This is a genomic window from Terriglobia bacterium (genome assembly GCA_020073205.1).
In the GTDB taxonomy this organism is placed as follows: domain Bacteria; phylum Acidobacteriota; class Polarisedimenticolia; order Polarisedimenticolales; family JAIQFR01; genus JAIQFR01.
This window is the reverse complement of sequence record JAIQFR010000016.1, coordinates 1-23,247: the sequence shown is the minus strand read 5'-3', so window position 1 is coordinate 23,247 and position 23,247 is coordinate 1. Positions and strand designations below refer to the sequence as shown.

The window sequence follows — 23,247 nt, the reverse complement described above, 5'->3', positions numbered from 1 at the left end:
GGGCGGTTCCGTCACGCCGCGAGCGTGGTACCCTCATTCCGATGCACGTCCTGGTCGCTGGATGCGGGTGGCTCGGGATGGCTCTCGGGCGCGCGCTCGTCGCGCGCGGAGACCGGGTGACCGGCGTGCGCCGCACGGCCTCGGCCGGACCCGAGCTTCGCGGCCTCGGCATCGAGCCGCTGTTCCTGGACCTCGCGGACTGGCACTCCGTGCGCGCGATTCCCGTCAGCGTCGAGGCGATCGTCGCCTGCCAGTCGGCGCGCGGCGATTCGGTGGAGGCCTACCGCTCCGCCTACGTCGAGGCGACGGGCAACCTCCTCGAGGCATCGAGACGCCTTGCGCTTCAGGCCTTCGTGTACACCGGCTCCACCGGGGTCTTCGGGCAGCGAGACGGCAGCGACGTCGACGAGATGACACCGCCCGCTCCGGCCGGACCCACCGCGGAGGTGCTCGCGGAGGCGGAGCGGCTCGTGCTCGACGCGGCCCGGACGGGTGTACCCACCCGCATCGTCCGACTCTCGGGTCTCTACGGCCCCGGACGCACCGGGGTCATCGAAAGGGTCCGCACCTTCGTCCTCGCCCTCGGTCCCGGCGACGACGCCTGGATGAACTGGTGCCATGTCGACGACGCGGTGGCGACCGTGATCGCGGCGATGGACCGGGGACGCTCGGGCGCGATCTACCACGCGACCGACGCCCACCCCGCCCGCCGCCGCGACGTCGTCGCCGCGATCGCCTCGCGGCTCGGGATACCGCCGGGCCGGCTCCCCGAGGACGGCGCGCGGGCCGACGACGGCCGCCGCGGCGCGAACCGCAGGATCCTCGGCGAAAGGACCCGCGAGGAGCTCAAGATCACCCTCGCCCGGCCGTCGTTCCTCGACGGGCTCGCTCCGTTCCTCCCCGCGGACCGCGGCTGAGCGCAACCGCGGGGCGCTCCAGGAGGTCGGCAGGTGAACGCCCCGCTCGATCGCCTCTACGAATGGGCCTCCGCCCACATCCCCAACGCGTTCAGGGTCGTTCTGATCCCCGTCGCCGCGCTGAGCGACCCGCGCCGGTGCTGGCGACACGCTCCTTATTTCAGCGCCGCGAGTGCCGCGTCGTAATTCGGCTCCTGGCCGATCTCCGGGACCAGCTCGGTGTGCACGACCTTGTCGCTCTCGTCGAGCACGACCACCGCGCGCGCCGTGATCCCCTCGAGAGGCCCGTCGGTGATCAGGACGCCGTAGTCCTTCGCGAACTGCCGCCCGCGCATCAGGGAGAGCGGCACCACGTTCTTGAGCCCCTCGGCGGTGCAGAACCGCCCCGCCGCGAACGGGAGGTCGGCGGACACGATCAGCACCACCGCGTTCGGGTGGCTCCCCGCCGTCTCGTTGAACTTGCGGGTCGAGGTGGCGCAGACCGAAGTGTCGAGGCTGGGAACGATGTTCAGCACCTTCTTTTTTCCCTTGAACGAAGCCAGGGAGACGTCCTTGAGGTCGCCGCCGGCCAGCCGGAAATCCGGAGCCTTGCTACCCACCGCCGGCAGGCTGCCGCTGGTGTGGATCGGGTTTCCCTTCAGCGTCACGGTCGCCATGCTGCCTCTCCTTTTCGCATGGGGCGATGCCATCGCCCTCGTCGTCCATCGTGAATCTTGGAGCGTACCACGAACTCGCGGGCGGACGCAGGATCCGCCGTGTTGACGGCGCTCCCGGCGAGGCGCTAAGGTCGACGCGGTGGAGGGTAGGCGATGGTCCAGGCCGCGGCCCGGTCCCCCGAGGTCCCTCAGGCCTACCGGACCCACCCGCTGCTCGATCCCCGCCTGCCGAGCCACGATCCGGGGCTCGCGCGGGTGTGGCTCTCGGTCTGGCGCAAGCTCCTCCGGGAGCCGGACGCCTCGGGACGCATGGTCGCCTCCTACGCCCGTCCCGCCGGGAGCGCGTCCCAGGTACCCCTGGCGATGGCGGCGCACTATCGCGACGCGGACCTCTACCTCGACGATCTCCTCCGCCTGGTCCCCGACTCCCTGTCGCGCCACCTGGAGCCTCTGGCCAGGACCCGCCGGCTCAACGCGATGATCGATCTCTTTCACGCGGTGTTCGAAGGGACCGACGCGAGGGTCCGCTACGAGGCCCAGCGGAAGCTCTACCTCGGGAAGCTCCTCTTCGACATCGAGCATTGCCGTTCGGTCCACGACGGCCCGCACCACCGGCAGTGCTTCGAGAGCGCCCTGTCGGAAGGCCTCTGGAGCGGAATGGAGGAGGGAGCGGAGGTCGAGATCTGCTGCCGGCTGTCGCGGGACAAGGACGGGTCGGAGCGATTCGAGGTCGGGATCTCCCCCGCCCCCGGCGCGCGATGCTACGGGTTTCACCTCCGGCGGCTCCGGCCCTCGGAGGGCGAGGGCTCAATCGAGGTGTTCCACTACCGGTCCCGGTTCAAGCGCGAGGCGAACCTCGCGCCCCCGACCGAGGGTGAGGACGGCCTCCTCGCGCTGGCCGAGGAGGCGCGATGGCCGGCGCTGGGCGGGCGCGGAGGCTCGATCCTGAGCAAGATGATCCGGCGTGGGCTCGCCCACCCCTCCGCCGTCGAGGACATGCTGGGCGCCATGTTCATCGTCGGCGAAAGGCGGCAGGCGTACGCCCTCGAGCGGAGGCTCCTCTCGGTCCTCGGGGGCCCCTTGAGGTGGCGCGACCGCGTGGACACGCTTTCCGGACGGCGGGACCGCGAGCGGCTCGGCCCCAGCTCGTCCAGCGGCTTCGAGGTCCTGAAATCGATCGTGGACGTCCTCGCGGAGGATCCGGCGGACCCGTCGCCGTACCTGTTCCCGGTGGAGATCCAGATCTACACGATCGGGGCGTACCTGAGGACGCTCCACGACGAGCACTTCGCCAGCCACACCGCCTACAAGCGGCGCCAGTTCCTCCGCGACCTGATCCCGCTCCTCTTCCCGCCTCAGATCTACGGCGAGGAGACGCTGCTCCTCGGCGGGACCGCCGCGGGATGACCGGCCGATGCCGGCGAGAGGGCCTTCCAAACAGGCGCCGCTCGCGGCATAATGGGGCCATTCACGGGAAAGCGAACGCGGAGAGCGTCCTGGAGGAAGGATGACCACCGACACCGCCCGACTTCCGCTCACCGTCCTGTCCGAGGAGGAGGAGATGTTCCGCGACGCCGTGCGCGACTTCGCGGACGCCGAGATCCGGCCGCGCGTCCAGGCGATGGACGAGGCTCGATGCTACGACGACGGCCTGGTCCCCAAGCTGTTCGAGATGGGCCTGATGGGGATCGAGATCCCGGAGGCCTACGGCGGCTCCGGCGGGACCTTCTTCCAGTCCATCCTCGCGGTCGAGGAGGTCTCTCGCGTGGACGCCGCGGTGGGCGTCCTGGTGGACGTCCAGAACACGCTGTTCATCAACGCGATCCTCCGCTGGGCGACCGAGGCGCAGAAGAGGGAATTCCTGGGGAACGCCGCCACCGGGACCGTCTGCGCCTACGCCCTCTCGGAGGCCGGCTCCGGGTCCGACGCGTTCGCGCTCAAGACCCGCGCCGAGCCGAAGGACGGCGGCTGGGTCCTGAACGGCCGGAAGCTCTGGATCACCAGCGCCGGCGAAGCCGGGCTGTTCCTGATCTTCGCGAACGCGGACCCCTCGAAGGGATACCGCGGGATCACGGCGTTCGTGGTGAGGCGGGACGACCCGGGGTTCGCCGTCGGCAAGCGCGAGCACAAACTGGGCATCCGCGCCTCGAGCACCTGCGAGCTCCTCCTGGACAACTGCCGGATTCCCGCGGACCGGGTCGTCGGCGAGGTCGGCAAGGGGTACAAGATCGCCATCGAGACCCTGAACGAGGGGAGGATCGGGATCGGCGCGCAGATGGTCGGCCTCGCGCGCGGCGCGATCGAGGCCGCGGCCAAGTACGCGACGGAGCGAGAGCAGTTCGGGAAGAAGATCGGCGAATTCCAGGCGATCCAGTTCGCGATCGCGGACGCGGCGACGCACCTCGAGGCGGCGCGCCTGCTCGTGTACAACGCGGCGCGGCTCAAGGAGGCCGGGCGTCCCTTCGTCAAGGAGGCCGCCATGGCGAAGCTCTTTTCCAGCGACGCGGCCGAGCGAGTGACGTCCGCGGCCGTCGAGGTGTTCGGCGGGTACGGGTACACCGTCGAGTACCCCGTGGAGAAGTACTACCGCGACGCGAAGATCGGGAAGATCTACGAGGGCACCTCGTTCATGCAGCTCCAGACCATCGGCAAGATGATCCTGGCGGGTTGAGCCGTGGACCTGGGGATCCGTGGAAAGGTCGCCCTCATCACCGGCGCGAGCGAGGGGCTCGGCCTCGCCGCCGCTCGTGCCCTCGCCGGCGAGGGGGCCGAGATCGCCATCGCCGCGCGCCGACCCGAACGGCTCAAGGCCGCCGCGGAGGAGATCTGCGCCGCGACCGGCGCCGAGGTCCTCGCGCTGCCCGCGGACGCGGCCGATCCCGAGCAGGCGGGGAATCTCGTGAGCGAGGTCTCCGCCCGCCTCGGGCCGGTCGAGATCCTCGTGGCCAACGTCGGCGGTCCGCGTCCCGGCCGGTTCGGCGACTTCGCCTGGAACGACTGGGTCGAGGCGTTCGCCGCGATCGTCGGCCCGCTCCACCACCTGGTCAGGGCGGCGCTCCCGGCCATGAAGGAGTCGCTCTGGGGACGGATCGTCTCGATTCAGAGTGTGAGCGTGAGGCAGCCGGTGGACTCGCTCATCCTCTCGAACTCGATCCGTCCCGCGGCCGCGGCGCTCGTCAAGGCCCTCGCCGCCGAGCTGGCCCCTTCCGGGATCACGGTGAACGTCGTCGGGCCCGGCCCCGCCCGGACCGGCCGCATCCTCGAGCTCGGACGTTTCCGGAGCCCGGAGGCGGACGACGACGAGCTCGCGCGCACGCTCGGGGACGGCCTTCCAATCCGCCGGCTGGTGGAGCCCGACGAGGTCGCCGCAGCCATCGCCTATCTGTGCTCGGCCCAGGCGGCCGCGGTCACCGGTATGTTCTTCCCGGTGGATGGGGGAACGATCAGGGGGCAGATGTAGGACTGCAGCGAGCATCCGGGGGTTCCACCCCCGGCTGCTCCAGAGATGCCGTGCCCTTCCGGGGGTTCCACCCCCGGCCCCCCGGCAACTTCGGGATCGGATGGCAGAGGACTGCCGTCCGATCCCGAAGTTACTTCAAGAAGACACCATTGCCGCTAGAATACCCGCATGGTCGGTGACATCGAACACGTCCTTCAGGCGCTGAACGACGCGCAGGTCCGGTATGTGATCGCGGGCGGAGTGGCGGTCGTCCTCCACGGGCATCTCCGTACGACCGCCGACCTGGACCTGGCCCTGCGACTCGACACGGAGAACGTCCTGCGTGCCGTGCGGGCGCTGTCGGAATTGGGCTACCGACCCAGAGCGCCGGTCTCGGCCGAGTCTTTCGCAGACGAGGAGACCCGGAGTCGTTGGGTCCGTGAGCAAGGCCTGACCGTCTTCTCCCTCTGGAGCAGCCGGTTCCCGACACTCGAGCTGGACCTTTTCGCCGTGCTGCCCTTCAACTTCGAGGACGTCTACTCGCGGGCCCTGCGCGTCCCGCTCGAGCGGACGGAGGCGGTGGTCATGGCCCTTGACGATCTGATCGCGTTGAAGCGCCAGGCCGGCCGCCCCGTCGATCAGGAAGACATCAGGGCGCTGGAAGCGCTGAGGGACGCCTCCGACAGGGGTGGCGAGCATGCCTGACGACGGCCGGGAGCCGGCCACCGACCCCCAGGACGGATTCGACCGCGGCTACGACGGTCACCGCCGCCGGCAGGCGAGGATCGGTCTTTCGCTGACGCCGGCCCAGCGCGTGCGCTGGCTCGAGGAGACGATGGAGGAGATGCGGCGTCTGCTCGGGCGCGCGCGTCTTGGGCGACCCGTCGACCCGATCCGCTGATCCGGCGTTCGCCCCTCGTCTTGCGATGGAACCCGACGTCCGGTAGCGTAATCCGGGTACGAGGCCCGTTCCGCGAAACCGACTCCCCGCCCCGAGAGGAGCCCGACCGTTGAACGACCTGTTCCTCAGGGCCTGCCGCCGGCAGCCGGTGGAGCGCACACCGATCTGGATGATGCGGCAGGCGGGGCGCTACCTTCCGGAGTACCGGGCGGTGCGCGCGAAGGTCGACTTCGTCACCCTCTGCAAGACGCCGGAGCTGGCCGCGGAGGTGACGATCCAGCCGATCGACCGCCTCGGGGTGGACGCGGCGATCCTGTTCTCCGACATCCTGGTGCCGGCGGAGCCGATGGGACTCACGATCAAGTTCAACCCGGGCCCGGTGCTCGAGCCCCCGGTCCGCCGCGCGGACGACGTCGCGCGCCTCCGGGTCCCCGATCCCGAGGAAGCGGTCCCGTTCGTCTACGAGACGATCCGGATCCTCAGGCGCGAGCTCGAGGGGCGCGTGCCGCTGATCGGCTTCGGCGCCGCCCCGTTCACCCTCGCCGCCTACCTCGTCGAGGGGGGCGGCTCGAAGAACTTCGAGCACCTGAAGCGGCTGATCTACGCCGAGCCGGCGGTCGCGCACGCCCTCCTCGAGAAGTGCACGGCCACGCTCGAGACGTATCTCCTGGCGCAGGCGCGCGCGGGTGCCCAGGCCATCCAGATCTTCGACACCTGGGCGGGGCTCCTCGACCCGGTCGACTACCGGGAGTTCGCCCTGCGCTACGCGCGGCGGGTCCTCGACTCCCTCCGCCACGCCGGGGTGCCGCGGATCTACTTCGCGCTGGACGCTTCGCACCTGCTCGACGAGATCCGGGAGTGCGGGGCGGACGTCGTCGGCCTCGACTGGCGGACGCCGCTGGCGGAGGGGTCGCGCCGCCTCGGCCCCGCGCTCGCGCTGCAGGGGAACCTCGACCCGTCGGTGCTCCTGGCGCCACCCCCCGCGATCGAGGAGCGCGCGCGGCGGATCGTGGCGGAAGGGTCCGCGGCGCCCGGTCACGTGTTCAACCTCGGGCACGGAATCCTGCCGGAGACGCCGGTCGAGCACGCCCAGGCGTTGGTCGACGCGGTCCGGAGCGCCCCGGTCCGGGAGTGGAAACGATGAGCGGCGGCGCCGAGGTGACCCTCGACCTCCTGAAGAAGTACGACCGGCCGGGGCCGAGGTACACGTCGTACCCCACCGCGGTGGAGTTCAACGAGAGCTACGGCGAGGGGGACTACCGCGCGAGCTTGGCGGCCGCGAACGCCGCCGGCGATGAGCCGTTGTCGCTCTACGTCCACCTCCCCTTCTGCGAGGAGCGCTGCTCGTTCTGCGGGTGCAACGTGGTGATCACGCGGAAGCGCGAGGTCGAGGCGGAGTACCTCCGCTACCTCCACCGCGAGGTCGACGCCCTGGCCGAGCGGCTTCCCTCCCGCCGGCGGCTCTCGCAATACCACTGGGGCGGCGGGACGCCGACCTACCTGAGCCCAGCCGAGATCGAGGCGCTCCAGCGGAAGGTCGTGGAGCACTTTAGGATCGACCCGGACGCCGAGGTCGCCATCGAGACCGATCCCAGGGTCACGAGCCACGAGCAGATGGACTTGCTGAAGGCGCTGGGCTTCAACCGGATCTCGATGGGGGTCCAGGACTTCACCCCGGAGGTCCAGGAGGCGATCAACCGGAACCAGACCGAGCGCGAGACCCGGGACCACTTCGAGTATTGCCGGAAGCTCGGCTTCCACTCGATCAACCTCGACCTGATCTACGGCCTGCCCCTCCAAACCCCCGAGGCGTTCGACCGGAACATGGACGTGGTCCTCGACCTCACGCCGGACCGGGTCGCGGTGTACTCGTACGCCTACGTCCCGTGGATCAAGGCCAACCAGAAGCGGATCGACACCTCGCAGCTGCCGTCGCCCGAGGCGAAGCTCCACCTGTTCTGCATCGCGCGGGAGCGGTTCCTCTCGGCGGGGTACGTCCAGATCGGCATGGACCACTTCGCGCTCCCGGACGACGAGCTGGCCAAGGCGGTCAGGAAGCGTCGCCTGTTCCGGAACTTCATGGGGTACACGGTCAGGATGGGGAGCGACATGGTCGGCGTCGGCGTGTCGTCCATCGGTGACGTCCGCGGCGCCTTCGCCCAGAACGTGAAGAAGCTCTCGGCCTACTACGAAGCCCTGGACGCCGGGAAGCTCCCGGTGGAGCGCGGCTACCGCCTCGACGCCGACGACTTGATCCGGCGCGACGTGATCACCCGCCTGATGTGCAACTTCTACCTCGACCGCGGCGAGGTCGAGCGGGCGTTCGGCATCGACTTCGCGCGCTACTTCGAGGTGGAGCTGGCGGAGCTGACCGCCCCGGACGGCCCGGTGAGCCACGGCTTCCTCGAGGTGCACCCCGGCCACCTGGAAGTCGTCGGCAACGGCCGCCTGTTCGTCCGCAACATCGCCATGGTCTTCGACCGCTACCTTCGCACGAAGAAGACCGACAAGCCGGTGTTCTCGCGAACGGTCTGACCGGTCTACGCCGACCCGATCAGCATCCCGGCGACGAACACCAGCACCCCGCCGACGACCACCTGGAAGGCCGCCTGGAGGAACGGGGTATCCATGTAGCGGTTCCTGATCCACGCGATCGAGATCAGCTCGACCACGACGATGACCGAAGCGATCGAGGTGGCCACCCAGAACGCGGGGATCAGGTACGGCAGCGCGTGGCCGAGCCCTCCCACGAAGGTCATGAGGCCGCAGATGAGCCCGCGGAGCCACGGCCGCCCCCGCCCGGTCAGCGATCCGTCGTCGGACAGCGCCTCCGCGAACCCCATGCTGATCCCCGCCCCCACCGCGGCGGCCATTCCCACGAGGAACGCGTCCCAGCTCTTCTGGGTCGCGAACGCGGCGGCGAACAGCGGCGCCAAGGTGGACACCGAGCCGTCCATGAGGCCGGCGAGTCCGGGCTGAACGACCTGGAGCACGAACAGCTGCCGCGCCGTGCGCGTCTCCTCCTCGCGCTCCGACGTGGGCTGGCGGCTCGGGTGGAACATCGAGGACTCCGCCTCGTGGCGCCGCTCTTCCTCCGCGAGGTCGCCGAGAAGCTGGCGCATCCCGGCGTCCTTGGCCTGCTCGGCGGCCTTGGCGTAGAAGCGGGCGGTCTCGAGCTCCATGAGCGCGACGCGCTTCCGGATCTCCTCGACCCCGGGCTGCCGGAGCGCCGAGATGGGGTCCCGGCGGACGAACCCCTTCACGTCCTGGGCCCGCACCAGCGGGATCTCCTCGCCGAACCGGGCCCGGTGCAGGTCGATCAGCCGGTGGCGGTGCGCGTCCTCCTCGGCCCGCATCGCGTCGAGCCTGGTCGCCGCCTTCGGGTAGTTGGACCTCAAGATCCTCGCGAACTCCTGGAAGATCCGCGCGTCCTCCTCCTCGAGCGAGATCGCGAGCGCCAGCACCTCGCCCGCCGACAGGTCCTTGAATCGCCGTTTCATGGGCGCGCCCTCCGGTCGGTTCCTGGGCGCGGAGGTTAACACCGTACGGACGGCCGAGTCACGGGAATCCGCCTCCCGCGCGACACGGCTCCTTGCCGCCGGCGCCGTTCCGGCGTACAAGATCAACCTCACCCGCGCGGACGCCGGGAAGAGGTAGAGGGCGCACCGAGAGGAGGAAGGAATGAACGAGACCAGGAAGACGATCAGGCTCAACCTCGAGGTCGAGGAGCTGGAGAAGGGGCGGAAGCCGGGAGGCTGCTCCACCTCGTCCAGCACGTCCCTGATGTGCACCTGCCCCTGCAAGGAGATCGGCGCCGTAGAGAACTGAGCGCCGGATCTCGCGAGAGTTCGTACTCTGGGGGGGCTCGTCGCCCCCTCTTTCTTTTTCAATCCCCGGGCCCGCTCTTGTCCCCGGATCGGTGGGCGCGCGCGTCGTTGCGCCCCGCCTCGGGCTCCCGATATCCTTCCCTGCTTTCACGAGGAGCGGAAATGCCCCAGAAAGTGGTCATCGTCGGGGGCGGGGTCGCGGGACTCGCGGTCGCGTACGAGATCGGTGAGCGGGCCCCCCGCGTCCCGGGCGGGATCGAGATCGTGTGCCTCGAGGCGGAAGTCCGCCCCGGCGGGAACATCCGCTCCGACCGGGTGGACGGGTTCACGTGCGAGTGGGGACCCAACGGCTTCCTCGACAACGTCCCGGCGACCCTCGAGCTGGTTCGGAGGCTCGGGATCGAGGACCGGCTCCTCCGGTCCGATCCATCCGCGGCGATCCGGTACATCTACCGCGGGGGCCGGCTCCGCAAGCTGCCATCCGGCGCCCTGTCCTTCCTGACGTCCGATGTCCTCTCCGTTCCCGGCAGGCTCCGTATCCTCCTGGAGCCGCTCGTGCCCGCCCGCCGCGACCCTTCCGAGGAGTCGGTTCACGACTTCGTGGCCAGGAGGATCGGGTCCGAGTCCGCGCGCGTCCTCGTGGATGCCATGGTGAGCGGCATCTACGCCGGCGACGTCAGGGCGCTGTCGCTGCAGGCGACCTTTCCCAAGATGTGGCGGATGGAGGCCGACCACGGCGGGCTCGTGCGCGCGATGCTCGCCCGCAGGAAAGAGAAGGGGGTCGGCGCGAGGTCCGGAGGGCCCGCGGGGCCCGGCGGCATCCTCACGTCCTTCCGCGACGGCCTCGAGGAGCTGATCGGGGCGCTGGCCCGCGCCGCGGGGCCCGCGCTCAGGCTTCGCTCGCGGGTCGTCCGCGTCGTCGAGGCGAGCGAGCGCCGCTTCCGGGTGTTCCTGCGGGAGGGCGAGCCGTTCGACGCGGCCGCGGTGGTCCTGGCGTGCCCCGCGTGGTTCGCCGCCGAGATCGCGTCCGGCCTCGACGCGGAGCTGGCCGAAGCACTCGCCGGCATTCCGTCGGCGTCGGTGGCCGTCGCCCATTTCGGCTTCGACGACAAGGACCTGGCCCGGCGGCCACACGGCTTCGGCTTCCTGGCGCCGCGCGGCGAGGGGCCGCGCATCCTCGGCACGCTGTGGTCGTCGAGCATCTTCCCCGGCCGCGCGCCGGCCGGCAAGGTGCTGCTCACGTCGATGGTCGGCGGGGCGCACGATCCGGAGGCGGTGACGCTTCCCGACGGCCGGCTGATCGAGATCGTGCGCCGCGACCTCGCCCGCGCGATGGGGATCGACGCCGCGCCCCGCTTCGTCAGGATCTTGAGGCAGCCGCGCGGCATCCCGCAGTACGTGCTCGGCCACATGGCCCGTCTTAAGACCGTCGAGCGCCGCCTCGCGGGTCACCCGGGCCTCTTCGCGTGCGGCAACTCGTACCGCGGCATCTCCGTGAACGCCTGCGTGGACGAAGCGCCGCGGGTCGCGGACGCGGTGATCGACGCCGTCTCCCGTGTCGCGCGCGCGTCGTGAATTACAGACAGTTGCGGCCCCATATGGCATGTAGCGCTCTGCTATCTTGCGCGTGGGGGCGCGCAGACGGGCGGCATCCGCTGACGATTGCGTAGACCTTCGGAGCCCGCCCCGCCCCCGCATTCCTACCGGATCCCAGTGCCCCTCACATGCAGATCGACTGGGAGCGGTCGATCTCGGAGCCGTCCCCGCGGGTTCCGGCGGGTGATTCCACGTCGTCCACGTGGGCCGTGACCAGGAAGTAGAGGTCCGCTAAGGGCTGCTGCGCCGGCGTCACCGAGATCTGGAGCCGACCCCCTCCCGCGTCGGCGGTCGTGGCGGCGCAGAACGGCCCCGCCGGGGCCGGGCTCCCGTGGTCGTAGGACCCCGCGAGGAGTGTCGTCATCCTCCCGACGTACGCGTTGTACCGCTCTGCGCCGGGTAGCGGGTCGAACGAGATCCCGAGGGTGCCGTCCGCGAGGCGGGAGATCCGGAGGCTCGCGACCTCCGCCGGCCGCGTCTTCTGCCACCCGTAGACGTCGAGCCACGCTGCATCCAGCTCGACCTGGTAGTTGTCGTTCCCCGCGGTCAGCGCGACGGGGGCCGACACCACCCGGATCGCCGCGGTCGAAAGATCGGCCTGGCTCACGGGCGGCCACTGGTAATCGGACGCGCCCTGCGGGAGCACCGGGTTCTTGCTGAGGGTCGCCGACACCTCGCGGTACGTCGCGACGTTCGGGCGCGCCAGGAGCTTCTCGGTCGGGTAGTCGGGATTCTCCTGGGGCTGGTTGGGACCGCCGCCGCCCACGATCGGCGTGTAGTAGTTCCAATCGGTCGGCATGTAGGCGTGCCCCGGGGCCGGGCGGAACTGCCCTGTCGTGGAGGCCTCCATCCGGTAGAAGTCGTCGGTCACGGTCCCGGTGGTCCGGTAGCGGACGCCGGCGATCACGCGGACGATCTGGTCCTCGTCGTACCAGGAGGGGAACCCCGACAGCCGGAGCTCCTCGCTGCCGATGCCGAGGCCGATCTGCGCCGGTGCGCCGCCGTCCTGGTCGTCGAAGGCGGCGGTGGGGCTCGCGACCGAGGCGCCGTTCGAGGTGGCCCAGGCGGTCGGGAGCAGGCGTCGGATCCGCCGCAGGAATCCGAAGTCGTTGGCGATCGACGTCCTACCCAGCGCGTCCTTGCTCCCCAGGTTGAAGCCGCCGTCGGCCTCCCAGAGTTTCTCGCGGACGATCTGGTAGCCGGTGGCCTTCGGGTGGATGTTGTCGGTCTGGAAGATGTCGCGGCAGATCAGGCCGTCGAAGCCGAAGCAGGTGCCGGCCTGGTCCTCGTGGGCGAAGTCCGCGGCGATCTCGTTGATCGAGGCCCGCCGAGTCTGGCCCCACGCCAGGTCTCGCAGGATCCGGTCCACGATCGGGAGCCACTGCCGATGGAACACCGACGGCGAGCCCGTGTAGCAGTTGTAGGCGAGGTTGTCGTAGAGCGTGTTGAGCGCGACGTCAGCCCCCGGGATCTCGGAGGTCAGCGTCGAGAGGATCTCCTGGAGGTTCTGGCGCGAGTCCAGCACCTCGGCCAGCGCCGTGTCGACCTGGGCCTGGGTCGGCGTCCCCGCGGGATCGACGCCCAAGAGATCGTTCCCGATCATCGAGATCGTGACGTACTGCGGCTGGATCTCGATCACGCGGAACACGTTGTTGAGGTCCGCGGTGTCGTCCACCAGCAGGTCGTCGGTGTGCTGCCCCTTGACCGCCGCCTGGTCGAGGGTCACCGATGCCGCCGGGGCGACGCATTGGAGCCGCGACTGGATCTGCTTGCTGTACCAGAACGACGTGGTGTCGAAGCAGGAATTCCAGTTGTAGGCGATGCTGTCGCCCATCGCCGTGAACCGGATCCGCCCCGCCTTGAGATTCGGGATCCCCTGGTTCATCTTCGCGAACCGGGGCTGGCCGACCGGCTGGGCGTACCCCGGCGTCGTCTTGACGAACGAATCGTCCCTGGCCCCCGTGAGGCGCCACCCGGCCGGGTCGCCCGGGAGCAGCAGGTAGCAGCCGCTCCCCGGCGAGAACGAAAACGCCCCGTCCGCTCCGCTGCTCGAGGTCAGGTCGTAGGCCCCGCCGGCGTCACGGGTCCCGTAGATCTCGAACGGTACGCCGGAGAGGACCGGCTCGCCTGGATCCTCGATCCCGTTGCCGTTGCGGTCCTCGAATGCGTGCCCCGAGATCGTCTGCGCGCCGGCCGGGAGCGCCGCCGCGAGGAGCGCACCGAGGAGCGCGAACCACCGGCCCCGGGACATCACTTCTCCCTCTCGAAGCGCCGGTGGAGCGTGTAGCCACCGCGGTTGCGGTCGCCCCCTGTGAACTTCACGTGCAGCGTCCCCTCGAGCGCAGAGCCGTCCTTCGAGACCTGGTAGCTCTCGGTCACGACGAGCACGAGGTCGTCGCCCGGCGACGGCTGGACCCTGTAGCGAGCCGCCGCGAGGCCGAGGAGCGGGTCCGCGCTCCTCTCCAGGACGTCGGTGGCGAGGGAGCCCGCTTTCGAGGAGAAGGCCGGCCAGGGGACGGCGGAGGAGGGGTCGTCCCCCGCCCAGATCCGCCCGACGAGCCGGCCGGACTCGATGGTGAGCTCGAGGTGCAGCGGCGACTCGTCGGCCATCACGTTGGCGGTCCCCGCCTCGTAGCGCTGCTCCACGAGACGCCAGCGCCCCTCGGGGGACGCGGCCAGCGCCGGGGACGCGAGACGGGACGCCGCGAGCGCCAGAGCGCATGCGACCGTGAATCTCCAAGTGGCTTTCATTCGCCTGCTCCTTCCGTCTTATGTACCGCATGTCTCGCCGCACGACAAGCAGGGCCGGCCGGCGAGCGGACGCGCCAGGGGTAATCGGGTAATCTGTGACCGGGCTCCACGTTCGCGGGAGGCGGCGCATGTCGAGACTCGGGGGAAAGGTCGTCTTCATCACCGGAGCCAGCAGCGGGATCGGCGCCGCTTGCGCCCAGGCGTTCGCGAGGGAAGGGGCGATGTTGCTCCTCGCGGCCCGGCGCGCCGAGAGGATCGAGGCGGAGGCGCCGGCGCTCCGCGAGGCGGGCGCCGCCGACGTGCGGGTGCTTCGACTCGACACGCGGGACGCGGTCGCGGTCGAGGCCGCGGTCGCCGGCCTTCCCGCGCCGTTCAAGGACGTGGAGGTCCTGGTGAACAACGCGGGCCTCTCCCGCGGCCTCGACAAGCTGCACGAGGGACGCCTCGACGACTGGAACGAGATGATCGACACCAACGTCAAGGGGCTGCTCCACGTGGACCGGGCGGTGGTCCCGCTCATGGTCGCGCGCGGGAGGGGGATCGTGGTGCACGTCGGCTCCATCGCGGGACGGGAGGTCTACCCGGGCGGGAACGTCTACTGCGCGACGAAGGCCGCGGTGCGCGCCCTGACCGACGGGTTGAGGCTCGACCTCCTCGGCACCGGCGTCCGCGTGACCACCGTGGACCCGGGGATGGTCCTGACCGAGTTCAGCGACGTCCGCTTCCACGGGGATCGCGCACGCGCCGCCACGGTCTACCGCGGGGTCACTCCCCTGTCCGGCGCGGACGTGGCCGATGCGGTGGTGTTCGCGGCGACCCGGCCGGATCACGTGCAGATCGCCGAGATGGTCGTTCTCCCCACGGACCAGGCGTCGGTGACGAGCGTTCACCGGAGGGGTTGACGGTTGCCGCACGGCAACCGCGGAGGCTCCCGTTCCGGCCCGGGCGCCTTGACCCGTGACCTCCGGGCGAGTACAGGTAGGGACGGCATCCTCGACCTGGAGGCCCCTCGATGAGGAACTCCGCGCGCCTCGCGATCCTGGCGCTCATCGTCCTCCTCCCGGCGGCCACGTCGGTGGGCAAGGGCGAGGCCGGGAAGCCCAAGGACATCGGGCTCGTGGAGAAGGCCGGCACCCACCTCGCCCAGGTGGACGTGACCGTGTCCGGAAAGCCGGAGATCATCGCGTCGCTGGGCCCGGACGACTTCGTCGTATCGGTGCTCCGGCGGCGGATCCCGAGCGTGTTCGTGGATCGGGTCTGTCAGCCGACCGCGCCGGCCGGGAGGGAAGAGCCGGTCGCCGCCGCAGTGGCGCCGCGGGTCGCGACGACCATTCCGGTCCGGTCGCAGCCGGCGACCTACCTCTTCTACTACGACCAGCCGCACCTCACCATGGCGGGAAGGCAGCGCGCGCTCGACCTGGCCCGGGAGATCATCCCGAAGGTGATCGTGGGCGAATCCCGCGGGATGATCGTCAGCAGCTCGAGGGAGCTCAAGACCGTCGCCCCGCTCACGTCCGATCCCGCCGCGCTCCTCGGAGCGCTGAGCCGCCTCGAGAAGGACAAGACCCAGTGGAGCCCCTACTCGACGCTCGAGGAGAAGCGAGTGGAGGAGGTGCTCCAGATTCTCGAGGACCCGATGGGAGGGGTGCACCAGGCGATCGGCCGCGCCCGGTTCTACCAGCTCGAGGAGTCCTGGGAGATGCAGAAGGCGCTGAACCGCTTGAGCATGGTGATGGGCGCCCTGGCGGACGCGGACCCGCCGAAGGCGGTGTTCTACTTCGCCGACACGATGCGGGCGAGGCCGGGAGGCCACTACCTCAGCCTGTTCAACGAGCGGGTCCAGCAATCGGATTCCGGACCGCTCCTCGAGTCCGACGCCCGGTTCGGCTCGCTGAGCATGGACCGGATCATCAACGAGGCCTCGGCCCACGGGATCCGGTTCTACCCGATCGAGGCCCAGGGGCTCGTCAGCCTCTCGATGTCCCAGGGGTCCGGGTTCGCCGGATCGTATCATGCGAACAACGCGAGCCTGCCGTCGTCGGTGCGGATCCGCGAGTCCCAGGACACCCTCTCGGCCATGGCACTCGAGACCGGCGGCCACGCGTTCCTCAACGGGGTCTCCGCCGCGAAGATCGCGACGAGGGTCCTCGACGACCTCTCGTGCGTGTTCCTGGTCAGCTTCGATCCCGGCGATTTCCCGGTGGACGAGCCCCTGCCGGTCCGGGTCCAGGTCAAGAAGGCCGGCGTCACGGTGCAGGCGCGGGGGCGGCTCGTGATCCAGAGCGAGTCGTCGAGGCTCACCTCACGGCTCCTCGCCGCGTTCTCCACCCCCGAGGCGACGCGCTCCGACGTCCCGATCGGGGTCCAGGTGATCCCCACCGGCTTCAGCGACGGGAAATTCGCCGCGCTGGTGCAGCTCCACGTGCCGCCGTCGCGCTACCCGAAGTCCAGCTGGGACCTGGGCGCATCGGTGGTCTCGCAGGGCCAGGTCCGGGAGGACGTCTCAGCAAGGCTCGAGGTGGCGTCGGCCGGCGTCCCCCTCGTGCTCGAGCGGGAGATGCGCTTCGCCCCGGGTGCCTTCGAGATCGTCGCCGTCGCTCACGAGCTGTCGACCGACCAGATCTCGTCCCGCCAGGCGGAGGGGGGCTGGCCGGACCTTCGGGACGTTCCCGCAGCCGTCGGGCCGATCGCGGTGATGCAGCCCGCGGGCGCGATGTTCCGGCGCAACGGCGCGATCCAGCTGCGGGGCCCGTTGGCGCGAGGCGAGGCGGAGCCGCTCGGCGCGGAGCTTCCGACGGCGTTCGTGACCCTGGTCTGCCGCGGTCGCGACCAGAAGGGGCCGCTTCGCGCGGAGCGCCGGCTCCTCGGCGAGTCGCCGGTCTCCTTCGACCCACAGGATCTCGACCTCGAAGGCGATCCGTGCGCGCAGATCCGCGACGTGGTCCCGGCCAGGATCTTGGGTCCCGGCGAGTTCAGGTACGAGGTGCGCCTCCTCGCGGGCGATCGGGAGCTGGCCCGCTCCGAGCGCAGGTTCGCGGTGGCCGCGCCCGAGGCGCCGGCTCCGGCAGCTCCCGCCGCCCCGCCGCCGGTGCCGGCGGGAGCCGATCCGCCTTGACCGCTGGCGTCGGGCTGACGTTCCATCCCGCCGCGATCGCGGCCCTGGGCTGCGCTGCGGCGATCGCGGCGGTCGCCTCCGCGCTCCTTCTCTACTCCGGTGCCCTGGAGCGCCGCGGTCTCGTCGCGGAATCGCGTGCGCTCGCCCGGCGCGCGGGACTCTCTATGGCGGCCGGGACGCTCCTCGAGATTCCCTCGGTCCTGGTCCTCCTCCTGCGGATGCCGCCGGCCGCCCGCGGGACGCTGCTCGGAGGCGACGAGACGCTCACCTGGCTCTTCGCAGCCGGGCTCGCCGCCGCGATCGGGGCCGGGGCGGCGGGGCTCCTCGCCGGGCTCTCGGGAAAGCCCAGGCCCGCTTGCTCGTTCGCCGCCGCGCTGCTCCTCTGCGCCGCGGCCGCGTCGGTACTCCTGCGGCTTCGCCTGTAGAATGGCGCGTGCGGCTTTGCGGCGGACCGGAGAGGACGAGACGGAGAGGGAGTTGGACGAAGGCGATTCGGGAACGGGGCTGCTCGACCGGCTTGTGGACCTTCTCGCGAGGGGGCTCGATGCCCTCGGCTTGAACGGGACCCGCCTCAGATGGCGGTGGAACGCGCGGCGCCGGGACCTCGGCGAGGCCGGGCTCCGCACGGCCGTGATCGCCCGGTCCGCCCGGGGACGGTTCAAGATGTGCCCGTCTTGCCGGGCGCTCGTGCCGAAGTCTGCGTGGACGTGCACCGAGTGCGGCGCCGGCCTCGCGAGCGTCAGGGCGCCCGGCGTCGGCCGCATCGTCGCCAACGTGCTTCCCGGGGCGACGGCGGCGACCGGCGCGATCTTCCTCGTGAACGGCCTACTCTTCCTCCTTTCGGTCCTCGCGCCGGCCGCGGCCGTGGATGGGGCGACGGCCGGCGCCTCCCGGGTGATCAGCCTCGACATCGCGACCCTTCTCCGCTACGGCGCGGGATTCGGCCCGCTGACCTTCAAGCTCGGCGAGTGGTGGCGCCTCGTGACGCCGATCTTCCTCCATGGCGGGCTGCTGCACATCGGGTTCAATTCGATGGTGCTCCTGCAGCTCGGCCCGCTCGTCGAGGAGGAGTACGGCACCGAGCGGTTCTTCCTGGTGTATCTGGTCACCGGGATCACCGGCAACCTGGCGAGCCAGCTCCTGGGAACGCGCCCCACGGTCGGCGCGTCGAGCGCGATCCTGGGCCTGATGGGGCTCCTCCTCGTGTACGGCTTCCGGCGCGGCGGCGTGTTCGGCCAGAACCTCCGCTCCGCGATCGGGAGGTACGCGATCTACGTCTTCATTTTCAGCCTGCTCCCGGGCGTCGACTTCCTCTCCCACGCCGGCGGCTTCGCCGGAGGGTGTCTCCTCGGGCTCGTCGTGCCCCCGGGGCCTTTCCGGAATCGCGCCACCGCGGTATTGTGGGAGGGCCTCGCGCTGGCCGCCTTGCTGCTGCTGCTCGGGGCGTTCTTCATGATGGCACGACACGGAGCCGACGCGCTGAGGCTGCTCCGGGCTTCGTGAAGGGGCGAGCGAGACGATGAGCGGTCACGGCGCGAGGTCCTTGCGCGGCCTTCCGGCGATTCTCGCGGCGCTTCTCACGATTCCGGCCTTGTCCGTTGCCCACGCGGACGACGCTGCGGATGCGGGCCAGCGCCCACGCCTCCTCGTGCTCTGCGTGGATGGGCTCCGGGCCGACGTGTTCGAGAGGCTCCTGGCCGAGGGACGGCTGCCGGCCATCGAGCGGCTCGTGAAGGGCCGCGCGTCCACCCTCGGGCGCGCCCTCGCCTCGTTCCCGTCGTCCACGGCCCCGTCCGTGCCGGAGTTCCTCACCGGCAGGTACGCGGACCGCACGACCTCGATGCCCCGCGCGATCCACGCGTTCGACCGGTCATCGGGGTCCGCGCGCCGGTACAGCCTCGAGCCGGCCGCCTGGGATGACGGCACGCCGACGCTGTTCACCCTCCTCGACTCCCGCGGCGAGACCAGCTACAGCCTGTTCGAGGGCCGGTTCGAGAGCAGCGTCAGCTTCTCCTCGAAGCGCGAGCTGGTCTGGGGCGGCATCCTCGAGGCGCTCCACCTCCCCGTCTACAACCCGGACCGGTCGCTCCTCCGGCAGTTCCGCAGGATGGTGGAGGTCCGCGGGATGCCCCCGCGCGCCGCGTTCCTGATGTTCAACTCGGTGGACCTGGCCGGCCACCTGCGGTCGCCCGAGTCGAAGCGGTACGAGGACGCGCTCGTTCACCTGGACCGGCTGCTCGAGAGCGAGCTCCTCGATTGGATGAAGCGGTATCCCCTGCCCGGCGGCGGGTCCTACCTCGACGACACCACGATCGCGATCTTCGGCGATCACGGGATGGAATCGAGCCGGCGATTCGTGGACCTCCCCGGCGTCCTGAAGCGGCAGGGGCTCAAGGTCGTGGACATGGGCACGGTGTTCCAGGTCGCGGTGCGCGAGAAGCTGTCGCGCAAGTGGGCGGCCCGGCCGGACGTGGTGCTGGCCCCCGGCGGGTCGAACGTCACCCAGGTGTACCTGAGGCGGGCCGGCGAGACCTGGGCCACCGGACCCGCGAGCGGGTCGGAGACCGAGTCGATCGCCCGACAGCTGGCCGCGGTCCCCGGGGTCGAGTTCGTCGTCAGACGTCTCGCCGGCGACCGGCTCGAGCTTCGCGCGGAAGGGAAACGGCGCGCGGTCCTCGTCGAGGACGGGGACGGAGGGTCCCGGACCTTCGCGTACCTGGTCGGACCCGGGCCGGGTGAGGATCCCCTGGGGTACCTCGCCGACCCCGCGGCGTCCCGGCTGGTCCAGGTCGTGGACGGCTCCCTCGACGGCCCGGTGGACCCGATCGCCTTCCACGGCTTCGACGAGTGGCACCTCGCCAGCGAGGCGACGACGTATCCCGCGGCGGTTCCGCTGATCCTCAAGGGTTGCGCCTCGGGACCGACCCAGGGGGACCTCGTGCTCACGTCCGCCCCCGGCTGGTCGTTCCTCCGCCACTCCCAGGGGGACCACGGGGGCCTCCGGCAGGATTCGATCGAGACGGCGCTCCTCCTGTCGGGGCCGAGGGTCCGCGCCGGCGCCTCGCTCGCCGGGTCGAGGCTGATCGACCTCCTGCCGACCTTCCTCGACCTCCTCGGCCTCGTCGCCGATCCGGATTACCTCGCGTCGCTGGACGGCCGCCCGCTCCCCGTGGTCCGCTCCGGCGAGCCCGTTCGCGGGTTCATCCCTCCGCTCCGCGCGGCCGGACCCGCCGCCCGGGACACCGCGATCGCGGCCCGGCGGGCGGGCCCCTGAGGGCCGCGCGAGACGTCCCGGCCCCTCCCTTTGCGCTAGACTACCGCCGCTCATGGCGCCACGCCCGATCCGCATCCTCGTCGCCGACGACCACGCCATCCTGCGCCAGGGGCTGGTGCGCCTCCTGGGATCGGTCGAGGGGCTCGAGGTGGTGGGGGAGGCGGCCGACGGCGCCGCGGCCGTGGACAAGGTGCTCGACCTCGATCCGGACGTGGTCGTCCTCGACATCGTGATGCCGGGGATGGACGGGATCGAGGCCGCCCGCAGGATCACGAGGTCGCATCCCCGCACCGAGATCGTCTTCCTCACGGCCCATCGAAGCGAGGGGTACCGGAGGCAGGCGTTCGAGGCGGGAGCCCGGGGCTACCTGCTCAAGGACTGCGGTCTCGACACCTTGGTCGAGAGCATCCGCCACGCCGCCCACGGCGACTACTACGTCACCGGGGCGGAGGAGCGCGAGAGGGTGGACGAGTACGTCATGCCGCTGATCGAGCGACAGAAGCCCGGGGGTATCGTGACACCTCGCGAGCGGGAGCTCGCCTGCCTCCTCGCGGACGGCTACTCCACGAAGGAAGCGGCCGCCGCCCTCAACATCAGCGTCAGGACCGCCGAGACCCACCGCGCCTCGATCATGCGGAAGCTCGACGCCCGAAACGTCGCGGACATCGTCAAGTACTGCATCCGGAACCAGCTCATCGACCTCTGAGACCTTAATTGCCGTTTTTACTACCGGATTCTACGGAGGCGCCTCGCGTGGAAGTCTCTATACTGCTACGCCACGCGGTGCCCTAGGCTTCTCGTTCAATGTGATCCCGTCGCCCCGTGGGGCGGCGGCAGATCGGAGGGAGAGCCCCATGGCGGATTACGTCCAGTCGTTGATGGCCGGGGTCAAGGCGAAGAACCCGGCGGAGCCGGAGTTCCACCAGGCCGTGCAGGAGGTCGTCGAGTCCCTCGCGCTCGTGATGGACCGGCACCCCGAGTACCGCTCGGCGAAGATCCTCGAGAGGATCATCGAGCCGGAGCGCCTGCTCATGTTCCGTGTACCGTGGCAGGACGACCAGGGGAACTACCAGGTGAACCGCGGGTTCCGCATCGAGATGAACAGCGCGATCGGCCCGTACAAGGGCGGCCTGAGGTTCCACCCGTCGGTGAACCTCGGCATCCTCAAGTTCCTGGCGTTCGAGCAGGTGTTCAAGAACGCCCTGACCACGCTGCCGATGGGCGGCGGCAAGGGCGGCTCCGACTTCGACCCCAAGGGAAAGAGCGACAACGAGGTCATGCGGTTCTGCCAGGCGTTCATGAGCGAGCTCTACCGCCACATCGGCCCGGACACCGACGTCCCCGCCGGCGACATCGGGGTCGGCGGCCGTGAGATCGGCTACCTGTTCGGGATGTACAAGAAGCTGCGGAACGAGTTCACCGGCGTCCTGACCGGGAAGGGCCTGAGCTGGGGCGGCTCTTTGATCCGGCCCGAGGCCACCGGCTACGGCGCCGTCTACTTCGCCGCCGAGATGCTCGCCACCCGGAAGGAGACCCTCCAGGGCAAGACCTGCCTGGTGTCCGGCAGCGGCAACGTGGCCCAGTACACCGTCGAGAAGCTCCTGCAGCTCGGCGCGAAGCCCGTCACCCTCTCCGACTCCGGCGGCTACATCCTGGACGAGGCCGGCATCACCCCGGAGAAGCTGGCGTTCGTCATGGACCTCAAGAACGTCCGCCGCGGCCGGATGAAGGAGTACGCCGACAAGTTCAAGGGCACCGTGTACACCCCGGTGGACCCGAAGCAGGACTTCAACCCGCTCTGGAACCACAAGGCCCAGTGCGCGTTCCCCAGCGCCACCCAGAACGAGATCAACGGGAAGGACGCCGGGAACCTCCTGAAGAACGGCGTCTACGTGGTGTCCGAAGGCGCGAACATGCCCACCACGATCGAAGGCGTCAACCAGTTCATCGCCGCCAAGATCCTTTACGGCCCCGGCAAGGCCGCGAACGCCGGCGGCGTCGCCACCTCCGGCCTCGAGATGTCGCAGAACAGCATGCGCCTGGCCTGGAGCCGCGAGGAAGTGGACGCGAAGCTGCACGGCATCATGAAGAGCATCCACAGCGCGTGCTACGAGACCGCGAGGACGTACGGCACGGCCGGCAACTACGTGAATGGCGCCAACATCGCCGGCTTCCTGAAGGTCGCCAACGCGATGATGGACCAGGGGCTCGTCTAGCCCGCGTTCCTGTCGTTCCTGCGGCGCGGGGGGAACGATCCTCCCGCGCCGTTTTGTTTTCGCCCTGCCCTCCCCCGCCCCGCGGCGTCCGGCCCGCACGATGGGCATGGACCGAGCGCCGGAACGACCGGCCGTAGCGTATCTTCAAAGGTGAGGAGCCCGTCGGACCGCGCCGGAGACGCGGTCGGGGGAGGCCTTGCATAATCAGGAGGTTCGGCGTAGACCGGTGCCACGGGCGGCTCGCGGCCCGAAGCGGAGGCTGCGGCGCGAGCAGCGGTGAGGACGGCTGGGTCGCGCCGGAGGTTGTCGGCTATGCGCATAAAACCAGAAAGGTGACCGGTTTTACGTGATAACGAAGTTGGCCCGAAAGACAAGTTGGGCAGACATGAGAAAGACCCGCGCCCCCCTTGGTGCCTCCGTGCTGTTCGCAGCAACGCTGTGCCTCGGGGCTGGTACCTCCAAACCCTTCTTCCGTGAATACGTCGTTCCGGCGGGCCACTTGGCGGAAGGTGCCGCCGCACGCGTAATCGTCACCGAGAGGGCAGAAGCCTTCGA

At 70.3% G+C, this 23,247-nt stretch carries 21 protein-coding genes; 17 read left to right on the top strand and 4 right to left on the bottom strand.

What is annotated here, in order from left to right:
• Window positions 1-41: 41 nt before the first annotated feature.
• Entirely contained in the window at window positions 42-917 is an 876-nt protein-coding gene (locus LAO51_05375; protein ID MBZ5638176.1) for an NAD-dependent epimerase/dehydratase family protein, read from the top strand.
• A 155-nt stretch (window positions 918-1,072) separates the two neighbouring features.
• On the opposite strand, the gene tpx is transcribed toward LAO51_05375, so the two are convergent.
• The gene (gene tpx, locus LAO51_05370) at window positions 1,073-1,573 is read right to left on the bottom strand and encodes a thiol peroxidase (protein ID MBZ5638175.1); all 501 of its coding nucleotides are present in this window, start codon (window positions 1,571-1,573) and stop codon (window positions 1,073-1,075) included.
• A gap of 153 nt (window positions 1,574-1,726) precedes the next feature.
• Between tpx and LAO51_05365 the strand changes: the two genes are divergently transcribed.
• From LAO51_05365 to hemN, 7 genes are all read left to right on the top strand, one after another.
• Window positions 1,727-2,980: a hypothetical protein gene (locus tag LAO51_05365; protein ID MBZ5638174.1), complete on the top strand. Its 1,254-nt coding sequence runs from the start codon at window positions 1,727-1,729 to the stop codon at window positions 2,978-2,980.
• Between the two features lie 100 nt (window positions 2,981-3,080).
• Window positions 3,081-4,244, top strand: coding sequence for an acyl-CoA dehydrogenase (locus LAO51_05360; protein ID MBZ5638173.1), 1,164 nt, complete (start codon window positions 3,081-3,083; stop codon window positions 4,242-4,244).
• A 3-nt stretch (window positions 4,245-4,247) separates the two neighbouring features.
• Window positions 4,248-5,033, top strand: a complete 786-nt coding sequence (locus tag LAO51_05355) for an SDR family oxidoreductase (protein ID MBZ5638172.1) — start codon at window positions 4,248-4,250, stop codon at window positions 5,031-5,033.
• A 168-nt stretch (window positions 5,034-5,201) separates the two neighbouring features.
• Window positions 5,202-5,717, top strand: coding sequence for a nucleotidyltransferase (locus LAO51_05350; GenBank protein MBZ5638171.1), 516 nt, complete (start codon window positions 5,202-5,204; stop codon window positions 5,715-5,717).
• A complete protein-coding gene (locus LAO51_05345; protein ID MBZ5638170.1) occupies window positions 5,710-5,913 on the top strand; it encodes a hypothetical protein in 204 nt (67 codons plus the stop codon). The genes LAO51_05350 and LAO51_05345 overlap by 8 nt, the downstream gene beginning before the upstream one ends.
• A gap of 109 nt (window positions 5,914-6,022) precedes the next feature.
• On the top strand, window positions 6,023-7,057 hold the full coding sequence (gene hemE, locus LAO51_05340; protein ID MBZ5638169.1) for a uroporphyrinogen decarboxylase: 1,035 nt from the start codon (window positions 6,023-6,025) through the stop codon (window positions 7,055-7,057).
• Entirely contained in the window at window positions 7,054-8,448 is a 1,395-nt protein-coding gene (gene hemN, locus LAO51_05335) for an oxygen-independent coproporphyrinogen III oxidase (protein ID MBZ5638168.1), read from the top strand. The genes hemE and hemN overlap by 4 nt, the downstream gene beginning before the upstream one ends.
• Before the next feature lie 5 nt (window positions 8,449-8,453).
• Here hemN and LAO51_05330 read toward each other — a convergent pair whose 3' ends face one another.
• Window positions 8,454-9,413, bottom strand: a complete 960-nt coding sequence (locus LAO51_05330; GenBank protein MBZ5638167.1) for a rubrerythrin — start codon at window positions 9,411-9,413, stop codon at window positions 8,454-8,456.
• 181 nt (window positions 9,414-9,594) lie between these two features.
• Here LAO51_05330 and LAO51_05325 point away from each other — a divergent pair, with 181 nt between their 5' ends.
• Together LAO51_05325 and hemG are read left to right on the top strand one after the other, a co-directional pair.
• Entirely contained in the window at window positions 9,595-9,741 is a 147-nt protein-coding gene (locus LAO51_05325; protein ID MBZ5638166.1) for a hypothetical protein, read from the top strand.
• Window positions 9,742-9,902: 161 nt separating this feature from the next.
• Window positions 9,903-11,315: a protoporphyrinogen oxidase gene (gene hemG / locus LAO51_05320; GenBank protein ID MBZ5638165.1), complete on the top strand. Its 1,413-nt coding sequence runs from the start codon at window positions 9,903-9,905 to the stop codon at window positions 11,313-11,315.
• A gap of 145 nt (window positions 11,316-11,460) precedes the next feature.
• On the opposite strand, the gene LAO51_05315 is transcribed toward hemG, so the two are convergent.
• Window positions 11,461-13,587 carry a hypothetical protein gene (locus LAO51_05315; protein ID MBZ5638164.1) on the bottom strand — a complete coding sequence of 709 codons (2,127 nt, stop codon included), beginning with the start codon at window positions 13,585-13,587 and terminating at the stop codon, window positions 11,461-11,463.
• Entirely contained in the window at window positions 13,587-14,087 is a 501-nt protein-coding gene (locus tag LAO51_05310) for a hypothetical protein (GenBank protein ID MBZ5638163.1), read from the bottom strand. Before LAO51_05310 ends, LAO51_05315 begins: the two co-directional genes overlap by 1 nt.
• 128 nt (window positions 14,088-14,215) lie before the next feature.
• On the opposite strand from LAO51_05310, the gene LAO51_05305 reads away from it, so the two are divergent.
• The 7 genes from LAO51_05305 to gdhA all read left to right on the top strand — a co-directional run bounded on the left by LAO51_05305 (window position 14,216) and on the right by gdhA (window position 22,692).
• Window positions 14,216-14,989, top strand: coding sequence for an SDR family NAD(P)-dependent oxidoreductase (locus tag LAO51_05305; GenBank protein ID MBZ5638162.1), 774 nt, complete (start codon window positions 14,216-14,218; stop codon window positions 14,987-14,989).
• A 110-nt stretch (window positions 14,990-15,099) separates the two neighbouring features.
• Window positions 15,100-17,202 carry a hypothetical protein gene (locus tag LAO51_05300; GenBank protein ID MBZ5638161.1) on the top strand — a complete coding sequence of 701 codons (2,103 nt, stop codon included), beginning with the start codon at window positions 15,100-15,102 and terminating at the stop codon, window positions 17,200-17,202.
• Window positions 17,199-17,627, top strand: a complete 429-nt coding sequence (locus LAO51_05295; protein MBZ5638160.1) for a hypothetical protein — start codon at window positions 17,199-17,201, stop codon at window positions 17,625-17,627. Before LAO51_05300 ends, LAO51_05295 begins: the two co-directional genes overlap by 4 nt.
• A 52-nt stretch (window positions 17,628-17,679) precedes the next feature.
• Window positions 17,680-18,705: a rhomboid family intramembrane serine protease gene (locus LAO51_05290; GenBank protein ID MBZ5638159.1), complete on the top strand. Its 1,026-nt coding sequence runs from the start codon at window positions 17,680-17,682 to the stop codon at window positions 18,703-18,705.
• Between the two features lie 16 nt (window positions 18,706-18,721).
• Window positions 18,722-20,476 carry an alkaline phosphatase family protein gene (locus LAO51_05285; GenBank protein ID MBZ5638158.1) on the top strand — a complete coding sequence of 585 codons (1,755 nt, stop codon included), beginning with the start codon at window positions 18,722-18,724 and terminating at the stop codon, window positions 20,474-20,476.
• Between the two features lie 52 nt (window positions 20,477-20,528).
• On the top strand, window positions 20,529-21,182 hold the full coding sequence (locus LAO51_05280; protein MBZ5638157.1) for a response regulator transcription factor: 654 nt from the start codon (window positions 20,529-20,531) through the stop codon (window positions 21,180-21,182).
• 148 nt (window positions 21,183-21,330) lie between these two features.
• A complete protein-coding gene (gene gdhA / locus LAO51_05275) occupies window positions 21,331-22,692 on the top strand; it encodes an NADP-specific glutamate dehydrogenase (protein MBZ5638156.1) in 1,362 nt (453 codons plus the stop codon).
• Window positions 22,693-23,247 lie beyond the last annotated feature (555 nt).